The organism is Proteiniclasticum sp. (genome assembly GCF_032054185.1).
Taxonomy (GTDB): Bacteria; Bacillota; Clostridia; order Clostridiales; family Clostridiaceae; genus Proteiniclasticum.
In genome coordinates, this window is record NZ_DAMBTF010000027.1 from 23,956 (window position 1) to 35,461 (window position 11,506).

The following is an 11,506-nucleotide window of genomic DNA, read 5'->3' on the forward strand; positions in this document are numbered from 1 at the left end:
CCAAAAGGTTATTCTTTTTCCTAATAACGGTCATCATATTTCTTAAGCAGATCGTAATATCTGATGAGTTCATCACGATCTTTCTGATTCCCGATCAGCTCTCTTCTATGATGATGAGAACTGACCAGTCTGTAGAATATGGGCGTTTCATCAAAGATTCTTTCTGCTTTCAGAATTTCTCCGCCTCTTTCTCCATGATAGAGATATGACTGAATAAAGGGAAAGCGTAGAAGTATAGTGATTCTTCTGCCTAAGAGTTTTTTCAGTATCACAGCCATGCTTTTCTCGAATAGATTCATCGGACGTGTGATCTTTCCGATATCATGAAAAAGTGCAGCTCTGATCATGCCTTTTTCCCTGTCTTCGCCCAGTTCCTCGCGAATATCCTTCGCAATGAGTATACTGTGGATCTGTTCGGATTTTTTGAGCCTCCTGAACAGACTCAGTTCCTTTTCATTTAAATACAGAATCAGAAAATCTTCATCGATCTTCTGATAACTGTAACGGATATTCTGAATAAACTGCCGGATGCGTTTCACCATATTTACCTCTATCGGATGAATGTTCCGATCATGAACACTCTCGCTGATCATACTTAGAATCATAATACAATTATAATCTAAAACATTGCATAATTTGCGGACGTTTAGAGAATATTAATGGATATGTTAAAGAAAGTGGAAGAAGAAAGAAAAATATTCATGTATAATGAAGAAAAAGAGTCAGGGAGGACAGGATGAAGATTTACAAAAAACAGCTGGAATTCAAGACAACCAAAAGACAGGATTTTTATGAGATCACCGACGAGGTAAGAAAAACACTGGAGGAGTCGAAGATCAGTGAAGGCATCCTTACAGTCTACTCTCCTCATACTACAGGTGCAGTATGCATCAACGAAAATGCGGATCCGGATGTCATAACAGATATGCTCTATGCACTGGACAAGGCTTTTCCTGACGATCCGAAATTCAAGCATATGGAAGGCAACTCCCAGGCGCATCTTAAGTCCATCAATATCGGAAGCAGCCAGAGCCTCATCGTAAGCGGTGGAATGATCGAAATGGGTATCTGGCAGGGCATATTTTTCTGTGAATTCGACGGACCAAGAACAAGAAAAATTACCGTTCATGTCATGGGCGAATAGAAAATATAGTAACTGCTGAACAGCCGGGGATTTTCCCCGGTTTTTTCATAAAACGGAAAAATCCGAATATCGCCATCTGGCAACATTCGGATTTTTTTATGGTGGAGATAAAGAGACTCGAACTCTTGGCCCCCTGCGTGCAAGGCAGGTGCTCTCCCAACTGAGCTATACCCCCATATGGTGGACCTTCAGGGACTCGAACCCCGGGCCGACCGGTTATGAGCCGGTTGCTCTAACCAACTGAGCTAAAGATCCAATAACTGGCGACGACCTACTTTCCCACAGGGCCTCCCCTGCAGTATCATGGGCTCGTATAGGCTTAACCTTCGTGTTCGGAATGGGAACGGGTGTAGCCCTATGCGATATAGACACCAGATAACTGTAAATTACGATTAGCATCGTAAAATACTATACAAAACGTGAAAACAAGAATATCGCTTCACGTATTGGTTTCACAAAACTTTATTAAAATTTTGAGAACAATAATTATTATAAGTGCTGTAGTGACAACTGTCAACAGATTTTATTTTTATTCCATGAAAGATTGTTTTTTCCTGCAAAGGAGCGTATGAACCCCATACCGCCCCTTTATATCCTTGATCCATTATCTTTTAGAATCTGTCATTTTATAGGTACATCCGATTACAGTTTCTCTTTGAGCGGCATGATGCTTCGTTCCAGTATCCCGTTCATATGCGCAATAAGGATACCGTAGTTTGTTATGGGCATATCGTTTTCTATGGTACGGCAGATTCTTGACTGCATTTCTTTTTCGTTCAGCATACATCCACCGCAGTGGACAACAAGATCGTATTTCTCCCCTTCCCGATTGAACTCAGTTCCGCTGGAGTGAACAAAGAACAGCTTCTTGCCGGTATACTCACTGATCCATTTCGGAAGCTTTGCCGTACCGATGTCATCACATTGCCTGTGATGAGTGCAGCCTTCAGAAATGAGGACTCTCTGATGATCCTTTAGCGTGTCCAGAGCATAAGCCCCTTTTACAGCTTCACTGAGATTTCCCTTATATCTTGCCATGAGTATGGAGAAGCTTGTCAGGGCAATATCCTCAGGAACGATTTTTTTGACCTCATGAAATGCCTGGCTGTCCGTGATGACCATTCTGGGCTTTCTGTTAAGCACGGATAGTGCATCCGAAAGCTCATCCACCTGAACAATCAGTGCCTGTGCCCTGCTGTCTAAGATGTCTCTTATGACCTGCTGCTGAGGCAGTATGAGTCTTCCTTTTGGTGCAGCAGAATCAACTGGCACAACAAGAATGATGAGATCTTTCGGTGAAATGAGATCGGAAATGAGTTTTTTCTTATAGCCTTCTTTACCCGCAATCCTGCCCATGAGCTCTTTGAGCTCATGGATATTCTTCATAGTAGAGGCGCTCACTGCAATTGATTCGGATCTGTTATCGCCACTGCTGAGATTCATCGGCTCTTTAAGCAGATCTGTCTTATTATAAACGAGAATGTAAGGCAGCTTCTTTGCTCTGATCTTACTGATGATCTTCTCATCCTCATCGGATATCCCGGCTTGTGCATCCATAACCACAAGCGCAAGATCCGTCCGGTCAAGGATTCTCATAGTGCTCTCCACTCTCAGATGTCCGAGGATACTCTGATCGTCAAGTCCTGGTGTATCCATGATCATAACCGGCCCCAGCGGGAGAAGCTCCATGGACTTCATCACTGGGTCTGTAGTCGTTCCTCTGACATCGGATACGATGGATATGTTCTGTCCTGTAATGGCGTTGATGATGCTTGATTTACCGGAGTTCATCCGGCCGAAAATACCGATATGCACTCTCTCACCCGAAGGTGTATCCATTAGTCCCATAATATGCTCCTTTATCTATCATCAGAACCGGAAATCTCTTTTTCCCTGACTGATCTCTCTCAGGTTGTCCTCAGCTCTTAATCTGACCTTTTCGTTTGTAATCCTGTGAATCTCCTTTTCGATGAGTTTTTCACCAAGAATCCTTGTCTCCTCTTTGGCATAATCCATCAGATATTCCTTCAGTGTAATTAGTGAATTGGGATGACAGCAGTTGATGATCTGTCCGCTCTTCAGAAGCATCATGAATCGATCTCCAGTTCTTCCTTCTCTGTAGCATGCCGTGCAGAAACTCGGGATATGACCCATTTCCATCAGCCATCTGACAATTTCATCAAGGGTTCTCTTGTCGCTGACATCAAACTGCTCCGATTTGTCTTCGGCAAGCTCCGGCAGCACATATCCGCCCACACTTGTCTTTGAACCGCCGCTGATCTGAGATACACCAAGCTTCAGGACCTTCTCACGACAAGCCTGACTTTCTCTTGTGGAGATGATCATTCCTGTATAAGGCACCGCAATCCTTATGCACGCAACAATTTTAGCAAAGATATCGTCGTCAATGCCGTTGGTGAAGGAATCCGCATCGATGTCATCTGCATGACGGATTCTTGGAACGCTTAATGTATGCGGTCCGACACCGTATACCTCTTCAAGATGCTCAGCATGCATGAGAAGGCCGGTAAAATCGTATTTGTAGCGTTCCAGACCGAATAGGACACCAAGTCCCACATCATCTATTCCACCTTCCATGGCCCTGTCCATAGCCTCTGTATGATAGCTGTAATGATGTTTGGGTCCGGTAGGATGAAGAATTTCATAGCTTTCCTTATGATAGGTTTCCTGAAAAAGGATATAGGTGCCGATACCTGCCTCAGCAAGCTTTCTGTAGTTTTCCACAGTAGTTGCCGCGATGTTTACATTGACTCTTCTTATAGCTCCATTTTTATGCTTCACATCATAGATCGTTTTTATACTCTCAAGAACATATTCTATTGGACTGTTGATCGGATCCTCACCTGTTTCCAGTGCAAGTCTCTTATGCCCCATATCCTGAAGTGCAATGACTTCATTTCTGATTTCTTCCTGGGTCAGCTTCTTTCTTGCGATATGTCTGTTCTTCAGATGGTATGGGCAGTATACACATCCGTTGACACAGTAGTTGGAGAGATAAAGCGGCGCAAACATCACGATTCTGTTTCCATAGAATCTTTCCTTGATTTCTTCTGCGAGGGAGTATATTTCATTGTTCAGATCGTCCATTCCACATTCCAGAAGAACGGATGCCTCTCGGTGGTTCAATCCATTTCCTTTTCGAGCTTTATCAATAATCGATTTGATGAGCATTCGGTTGTCCGCATTCTCTTTTGCGTATTCAAGTGTTTCCAGAATCTCATCATGGCTGATGAATTCTTCCGCTTTTGTGGATCTGATATTATACATCAATGAGCACTCCTTTAAATCTATTTGGCATCAGACATCTGACGTGTTTCTATCAGTGGATGATCTCCCCGATCCGCAACCACTTCAAACCCTATTCTCTCCATAGATGCCTGTAAAAGAGACAGACTTTCAGCAGCCTCTGTTCCTGTGTAGGCTTTGTTGTCATATAGCATATATTTCTTCCGAACAGCCAAGGGTGACAGATTAGGCATTACGACATTTGCACCAGAACAGATTCCTTTTTCTCTGCCTTCTCCATCTACTGTTCCAAGTGATGTTGTTGCAGGAATCAGCGCATAAGGAAGCATAAGTCGGATGAGAGACAACATGAAGAGGGTAAGATCTACACTTCCGCTTTTGTAGTCTCTGAATACTGATTCGTGGTGAGGCACAAAGGGTCCGATACCGACCATTTCAGGCTTAAACTCGCTGAGAAAAACCATGTCCTTGGCAAGACATAGACTGTCCTGATAGGGTGAACCTACCATAAATCCGGTGCCAACCTGAAACCCGATGTCTTTGAGCTGTCTTAGACTCTCCATTCTTCTGGAAAGTTCTTCCCCTTTCGGATGCAGCCTCCGATAGTGCTCTTCATCAGCAGTTTCATGTCTCAGGAGATAACGGTCAGCTCCTGCCTCATAAAGCCTTCTAAAGCTTTTTTCCGGCCTTTCTCCCAGTGATAATGTAACGGCGCAATCAGGATATCTGCGTTTGATGATCGATATGAGTTCTACGAGTTTTTCATCGTCGTAGAAGGCATCTTCTCCACCTTGAATGACAAATGTTCTGAATCCAAGCTGATGGCCTTTTTCGCAGCATTCAAGGACTTCATCCATGTTCAGTCTATATCTTTTGGCATTTGGATTCCCACGCCTTATACCGCAGTATAGACAGTCACAGGCGCAGTAGCTGGACAGCTCGATGAGTCCTCTGATATAGACCTTGTTTCCGTAAATTTTCTCTCTTTTGTCTCTTGCCAGTGACTGTGCGAAGGAGAGCTCCTCCGAGGTAAAGGTATCGATAAGAGAAGTAAATTCATCAAGAGATAAGATCCTGTCTCTTGAGAGTTTTCTTATCAGCATTTCATTTCTGGTCATAGCGACTCCTTCTTGCTTTTTGCATAAATCGTTTTTGAGGATACTCCCGGGAGCATGCCCAGTTTCCCTGATATAGAACTGATGATGTCCATCGGCGCATCCACAGCCAAGGAGATGATATTCATGTTTTTTTCACGATAGGGAATCCCCATCCTTCCGATGACATAATCTCCATACTCATGAAGAATCCTGTTCATCTTTTCTGCCGAATCATAGTTTTCGAGGACAATTCCGATGAGTGCAACTCGTGTTTCCATATATCCCTCCAAATAAAAAAATACGCCAGAAAGGCGCATGCAAAATGACTCTATCATCCGCGCCTTCCCTTTCAGGTATATCCCCTTAAGGTCAGAACCGTATAAATCTGAGGTTTGAAGAAAGAATATCCTCTCAGCTTCGCACCTTTTTCATCATATCACAGTTATTGTTAAAATAATATCATAATCTGTTTGTTTTCACGTATTTATTTGCATGAAAAATCTGCAGAATTCAGATGCATTCTGCAGACCATAGATTTATTTCAGGTATTCATCATAATCAGACAGCTTCACAAAATGGAAGCCTTTTTCTCTCAGCATAGGAACCACAAGCTTTATTCCCTCTGCAACCGCTTTTTCAGGATGGTTCATATGATAAAGAAGAATTGAACCGTTCCTTGCCTGATCAGCTGAGCTGACCATCTGTGCCCTGTTAAATTTTGCACCAGCATCGCCCAGGAGATCGAAATTAACCGCTTTTATGCCCAGTTCTTTCAGCATGGATAAACTCACATCATCATAATACGCTGTACCGGACCGAAAATATTTAGGTTTAACTCCAGTCATATGGAAAATCTCATTCTGATTTTTCATCACTTCATCAAGTACCTGAGCTATGCTGTCTGTACCCTTTATATTGTATACTGATCTTCCTTCAACCGAGAGAGGTTTATGGTCATGTCCATGGTTCTGAATCTCAAAGAGATCTGTCTGCGCAAGCGTTCTGAACTGCTTCGGATTTTCTCTGATCCATCTGCTGTTGATGAAAAGAGAAGCAGGTACCTGTTCTTCAATTAGGAAATCAATGAGTTCCTTATCATAGCCGCTGCCTGTATTTCCACCACATGCATCGAATGTCAGGGCAATCACTTTCTCCTCAATCTCCAGGTGAGTATAGACACCTTCTATATTTTCACCGAAAGTCCTGACTTTCCTATGATCATACTTTTCTTCCATATAAGTGACAAGATTTTCATAGCTCAAGGAATGAAGATCCACTTCCGGAGGATTTTCCTCATTAACCGTTTCAACAGGAAAATCATCTTGAATTTCCTTGTTATTGGGAATGATCGGAGTTCTCACTTCCACTGCGGGAACAGCAGGAATATAATCCCTTATGATTTCTTTTTCCATACATCCTGCAAAAAATATCAGTATCACGAATATGACGAAACTCAATCTTCTGATCATTTTATCCTCCTATAATACAGATATTCTGAAGTGGCTCTTAATATCTATATTATAGTGAATTTCAATTCATTTCAATTTTTTCGCACAAAAAAAGCTCCAGGCATTACGCTTGGAGCTTTTGTAACTGGCGACGACCTACTTTCCCACAGGGCCTCCCCTGCAGTATCATGGGCTCTAAAAGGCTTAACCGTCGTGTTCGGAATGGGAACGGGTGTAACCCTAAAAGATATAGACACCAGATTGTGATGAACGTAAGGGTTCATCTCTGAAGTGAACATGATGTTCCTTCAAAACTGCATGTGGAGAGAGTAAAGAATGGTACCGGAGCATCTTTTATCAGATCAAGCCCTCGATCTATTAGTATGAGTAAGCTGAATACATTGCTGCACTTACACCTCTCACCTATCAACCTCGTGTTCTTCAAGGGATCTTACTGGCTTACGCCATGGGAAATCTTATCTTAGGGTAGGCTTCACGCTTAGATGCTTTCAGCGTTTATCCTGTCCCAACTTAGCTACCCAGCTATGCTCCTGGCGGAACAACTGGTGCACCAGAGGTTGGTCCATCCCGGTCCTCTCGTACTAAGGACAGCTCCCTTCAAATTTCCTACGCCCGCGACGGATAGGGACCGAACTGTCTCACGACGTTCTGAACCCAGCTCGCGTGCCGCTTTAATGGGCGAACAGCCCAACCCTTGGGACCTACTTCAGCCCCAGGATGCGACGAGCCGACATCGAGGTGCCAAACCTCCCCGTCGATGTGGACTCTTGGGGGAGATTAGCCTGTTATCCCCGAGGTAGCTTTTATCCGTTGAGCGATGGCCCTCCCACGAGGTACCACCGGATCACTAAGCCCGACTTTCGTCCCTGCTCCACCTGTATGTGTCGCAGTCAGGCTCCCTTCTGCCTTTGCACTCTACGAACGATTTCCGACCGTTCTGAGGGAACCTTTGGGCGCCTCCGTTACTTTTTAGGAGGCGACCGCCCCAGTCAAACTGCCCACCTAACAATGTCCCGTGACCAGATCATGGTCTCCGGTTAGAATCTCAATACTGCCAGGGTGGTATCCCAAGGATGACTCCGGAGGACCTGACGATCCTCTTTCCCAGTCTCCCACCTATCCTGTACAGACAATATCGAAACTCAATGCTAAGCTACAGTAAAGCTCTACGGGGTCTTTCCGTCCAATCGCGGGTAGCAAGCATCTTCACTTGCACTACAATTTCGCCGGATTTGTTGTTGAGACAGTGCCCAAGTCATTACGCCATTCGTGCGGGTCAGAACTTACCTGACAAGGAATTTCGCTACCTTAGGACCGTTATAGTTACGGCCGCCGTTTACTGGGGCTTAAGTTCACACCTTCGCTTGCGCTAAGTGATCCCCTTAACCTTCCAGCACCGGGCAGGCGTCAGCCCCTATACTTCAGCTTACGCTTTAGCAGAGACCTGTGTTTTTGCTAAACAGTTGCTTGGGCCATTTCACTGCGGCCGGAGAGTAATCTCCGGCACCCCTTCTCCCGAAGTTACGGGGTTAATTTGCCGAGTTCCTTAACAACAATTCTTCCGATGGTCTTAGGATTCTCTCCTCATCTACCTGTGTCGGTTTGCGGTACGGGCACTACGTTAGCTCCCTAGAGGCTTTTCTTGGCAGCGTGAAATCAGATACTTGGAGCCCGTGGGCTCCTCCCCGTAACACCTCAAAATTAGCGGACAGAGGGATTTGCCTCCCTGTCCTCTCTCGGTGCTTGGACGTACAATCCAATCGTACGCACATCTTATCCTCCTGCGTCACCCCTTCGGTCAAACGCTTCGTAGTGGTATCGGAATATCAACCGATTGTCCATCACCTACGCCTCTCGGCCTGGGCTTAGGACCCGACTAACCCTGAGCGGACGAACCTTCCTCAGGAAACCTTAGATTTTCGACCTGCGGGATTCTCACCCGCATCTCGCTACTTATGCCAACATTCTCACTTCTGTACCGTCCACCACTCCTTACGGTATGGCTTCAGCCAGTACAGAACGCTCCTCTACCGCGGCACCATGAAGGTGCCACCCGTAGCTTCGGTGATAGGTTTTAGCCCCGGACATTTTCGGCGCGGGATCTCTCGACTAGTGAGCTATTACGCACTCTTTTAATGAGTGGCTGCTTCTAAGCCAACATCCTAGTTGTCTTGGAAATCCCACATCCTTTTCCACTTAACCTATACTTGGGGACCTTAGCTGACGGTCTGGGCTTTTTCCCTTTCGACTATGAAACTTATCTTACACAGTCTGACTGCCGGACTAATAGTTTATGGCATTCGGAGTTTGATAAGGTTCGGTAAGCGATATGCCCCCTAGCCCATTCAGTGCTCTACCTCCATAACTCATATATCCGACGCTAGCCCTAAAGCTATTTCGAGGAGAACCAGCTATCTCCGGGTTCGATTGGAATTTCTCCGCTATCCACAGCTCATCCCATGATTTTTCAACATCAATTTGGTTCGGTCCTCCACGAGATTTTACTCTCGCTTCAACCTGGCCATGGATAGGTCACCCGGTTTCGGGTCTACGACATGCAACTTGTTGCCCTATTAAGACTCGGTTTCCCTTCGGCTCCGTACCTCAAGTACTTAACCTTGCTGCATATCGTAACTCGTTGGCTCGTTCTACAAAAAGCACGCTATCACACTTTATAATAGTGCTCTAGCCGTTTGTAAGTGCACGGTTTCAGGTTCTGTTTCACTCCCCTCCCGGGGTTCTTTTCACCTTTCCCTCACGGTACTGCTTCACTATCGGTCATCAGGTAGTATTTAGCCTTGGGGGGTGGTCCCCCCTGCTTCCCACAAGGTTTCACGTGTCTCGTGGTACTCTGGATCAGTCATTTCCGGTCGCTCTCTTTCGCATACGGGACTATTACCCCCTGTGGTCCAGCTTTCCAGCTGTGCTCTGCTAAAGACTTTCCGTACTTTCCAGACTGTCCGCAACCCCGGAAACAAGTTTCCGGTTTGGGCTCTTTCCCGTTCGCTCGCCGCTACTAGGGAAATCGATGTTTCTTTCTCTTCCTCCAGGTACTTAGATGTTTCAGTTCCCTGGGTCTGTCCTCCTATAGACTATGTATTCATCTATGGATACTGGGGGTTACCCCAGTGAGTTGCCTCATTCGGTGATCTCGGGTTCACAGACTATGTGCGTCTACCCCGAGCTTATCGCAGCTTATCACGACCTTCTTCGACTCCTGATGCCAAGGCATTCGCCATGCACTCTTTATAGCTTGATCTTTAAGTTACTCTTTTATCTCAATCTTACAATTGAAATGGTTTTTTCTTTACTTTCTCTCATATGCAGTTTTCAAAGAACACTGAAAGTCACATCCTCCATGAAAGCCGTAAGGCTTATAAGGAGAGAGTTCTCTCAAAATTAAACAGAACTAGGAATTTCAAAGTGATTTTGAAAGCTTTCGCTTTCAGTGTCTGGAAGGATTAACTTCCAGTCGACTCCCTAGAAAGGAGGTGATCCAGCCGCAGGTTCTCCTACGGCTACCTTGTTACGACTTCACCCCAATCGCTGACCCTACCTTCGGCCGCTGGCTCCGTAAACGGTTGCCCCACGGACTTCGGGTATTGCCAACTCTCATGGTGTGACGGGCGGTGTGTACAAGGCCCGGGAACGTATTCACCGCGACATGCTGATTCGCGATTACTAGCAACTCCGGCTTCATGCAGGCGAGTTTCAGCCTGCAATCCGAACTGGGATGAGTTTTGTGAGATTTGCTCCACCTCGCGGTCTTGCGTCTCTTTGTTCTCACCATTGTAGCACGTGTGTAGCCCTAGACATAAGGGGCATGATGATTTGACGTCATCCCCACCTTCCTCCCGGTTAACCCGGGCAGTCTCTTTAGAGTGCTCAACTTAATGGTAGCAACTAAAAATAAGGGTTGCGCTCGTTGCGGGACTTAACCCAACATCTCACGACACGAGCTGACGACAACCATGCACCACCTGTCTTCCTGCCCCGAAGGGCTTCCCCGGTTAAGGGTAATTCAGGAGATGTCAAGTCTAGGTAAGGTTCTTCGCGTTGCTTCGAATTAAACCACATGCTCCGCTGCTTGTGCGGGCCCCCGTCAATTCCTTTGAGTTTTAGTCTTGCGACCGTACTCCCCAGGCGGGGTACTTATTGTGTTAACGACGGCACAGAAGGGGTCGATACCTCCTACACCTAGTACCCATCGTTTACGGCGTGGACTACCAGGGTATCTAATCCTGTTTGCTACCCACGCTTTCATGCCTCAGTGTCAGTTACAGTCCAGAAAGCCGCCTTCGCCACTGGTGTTCCTCCTAATATCTACGCATTTCACCGCTACACTAGGAATTCCGCTTTCCTCTCCTGCACTCTAGACATCCAGTTTGGAATGCAGTTCCCGGGTTGAGCCCGGGGATTTCACATCCCACTTAAATATCCACCTACGCATCCTTTACGCCCAGTAATTCCGGACAACGCTCGCCACCTACGTATTACCGCGGCTGCTGGCACGTAGTTAGCCGTGGCTT

Annotated in this window: 7 protein-coding genes, 2 tRNA genes and 4 rRNA genes; 1 reads left to right on the forward strand and 12 read right to left on the reverse strand. The window is 45.8% G+C overall.

Annotation, left to right across the window (positions count from 1 at the left end; all coding sequences use genetic code 11):
- Window positions 1-20: 20 nt before the first annotated feature.
- The gene (locus RTX25_RS12505; protein WP_312654183.1) at window positions 21-542 is read right to left on the reverse strand and encodes an HD domain-containing protein; all 522 of its coding nucleotides are present in this window, start codon (window positions 540-542) and stop codon (window positions 21-23) included.
- A 194-nt stretch (window positions 543-736) separates the two neighbouring features.
- Between RTX25_RS12505 and RTX25_RS12510 the strand changes: the two genes are divergently transcribed.
- On the forward strand, window positions 737-1,144 hold the full coding sequence (locus RTX25_RS12510) for a secondary thiamine-phosphate synthase enzyme YjbQ (RefSeq protein ID WP_312654185.1): 408 nt from the start codon (window positions 737-739) through the stop codon (window positions 1,142-1,144).
- A 99-nt stretch (window positions 1,145-1,243) separates the two neighbouring features.
- Here the strand turns inward: RTX25_RS12510 and RTX25_RS12515 are convergent.
- The 11 genes from RTX25_RS12515 to RTX25_RS12565 form a co-directional block, all read right to left on the reverse strand.
- Window positions 1,244-1,319, reverse strand: a tRNA-Ala gene (locus RTX25_RS12515).
- A gap of 3 nt (window positions 1,320-1,322) precedes the next feature.
- Window positions 1,323-1,399 (reverse strand) — tRNA-Ile (locus RTX25_RS12520).
- 3 nt (window positions 1,400-1,402) lie between these two features.
- A 5S ribosomal RNA gene (gene rrf, locus RTX25_RS12525) occupies window positions 1,403-1,520 on the reverse strand.
- Window positions 1,521-1,786: 266 nt separating this feature from the next.
- Complete coding sequence (gene hydF, locus RTX25_RS12530; RefSeq protein ID WP_312654187.1) at window positions 1,787-2,992, reverse strand: [FeFe] hydrogenase H-cluster maturation GTPase HydF; 1,206 nt, start codon at window positions 2,990-2,992, stop codon at window positions 1,787-1,789.
- A 21-nt stretch (window positions 2,993-3,013) separates the two neighbouring features.
- Window positions 3,014-4,432 (reverse strand): [FeFe] hydrogenase H-cluster radical SAM maturase HydG, encoded by a 1,419-nt coding sequence (gene hydG, locus RTX25_RS12535; RefSeq protein ID WP_312654188.1) that lies wholly within the window; start codon window positions 4,430-4,432, stop codon window positions 3,014-3,016.
- A 20-nt stretch (window positions 4,433-4,452) separates the two neighbouring features.
- A complete protein-coding gene (gene hydE / locus RTX25_RS12540; protein WP_312654190.1) occupies window positions 4,453-5,529 on the reverse strand; it encodes a [FeFe] hydrogenase H-cluster radical SAM maturase HydE in 1,077 nt (358 codons plus the stop codon).
- Window positions 5,526-5,786, reverse strand: coding sequence for a TM1266 family iron-only hydrogenase system putative regulator (locus RTX25_RS12545; RefSeq protein ID WP_312654192.1), 261 nt, complete (start codon window positions 5,784-5,786; stop codon window positions 5,526-5,528). Before RTX25_RS12545 ends, hydE begins: the two co-directional genes overlap by 4 nt.
- A gap of 258 nt (window positions 5,787-6,044) precedes the next feature.
- On the reverse strand, window positions 6,045-6,977 hold the full coding sequence (locus RTX25_RS12550) for a polysaccharide deacetylase family protein (RefSeq protein WP_312654194.1): 933 nt from the start codon (window positions 6,975-6,977) through the stop codon (window positions 6,045-6,047).
- A 122-nt stretch (window positions 6,978-7,099) separates the two neighbouring features.
- A 5S ribosomal RNA gene (rrf, locus tag RTX25_RS12555) occupies window positions 7,100-7,217 on the reverse strand.
- A 97-nt stretch (window positions 7,218-7,314) separates the two neighbouring features.
- A 23S ribosomal RNA gene (locus RTX25_RS12560) occupies window positions 7,315-10,236 on the reverse strand.
- A 225-nt stretch (window positions 10,237-10,461) separates the two neighbouring features.
- Window positions 10,462-11,506, reverse strand: a 16S ribosomal RNA gene (locus RTX25_RS12565); the annotation flags it as partial.

Excerpts from the sequence above, each read along its gene's own strand:
- RTX25_RS12505 (WP_312654183.1), bottom strand. The coding sequence starts at position 542 with ATGGTGAAACGCATCCGGCAGTTTATTCAGAATATCCGTTACAGTTAT.
- RTX25_RS12510 (WP_312654185.1), top strand. The coding sequence starts at position 737 with ATGAAGATTTACAAAAAACAGCTGGAATTCAAGACAACCAAAAGACAG.
- hydF (WP_312654187.1), bottom strand. The coding sequence starts at position 2,992 with ATGGGACTAATGGATACACCTTCGGGTGAGAGAGTGCATATCGGTATT.
- hydG (WP_312654188.1), bottom strand. The coding sequence starts at position 4,432 with ATGTATAATATCAGATCCACAAAAGCGGAAGAATTCATCAGCCATGAT.
- hydE (WP_312654190.1), bottom strand. The coding sequence starts at position 5,529 with ATGACCAGAAATGAAATGCTGATAAGAAAACTCTCAAGAGACAGGATC.
- RTX25_RS12545 (WP_312654192.1), bottom strand. The coding sequence starts at position 5,786 with ATGGAAACACGAGTTGCACTCATCGGAATTGTCCTCGAAAACTATGAT.
- RTX25_RS12550 (WP_312654194.1), bottom strand. The coding sequence starts at position 6,977 with ATGATCAGAAGATTGAGTTTCGTCATATTCGTGATACTGATATTTTTT.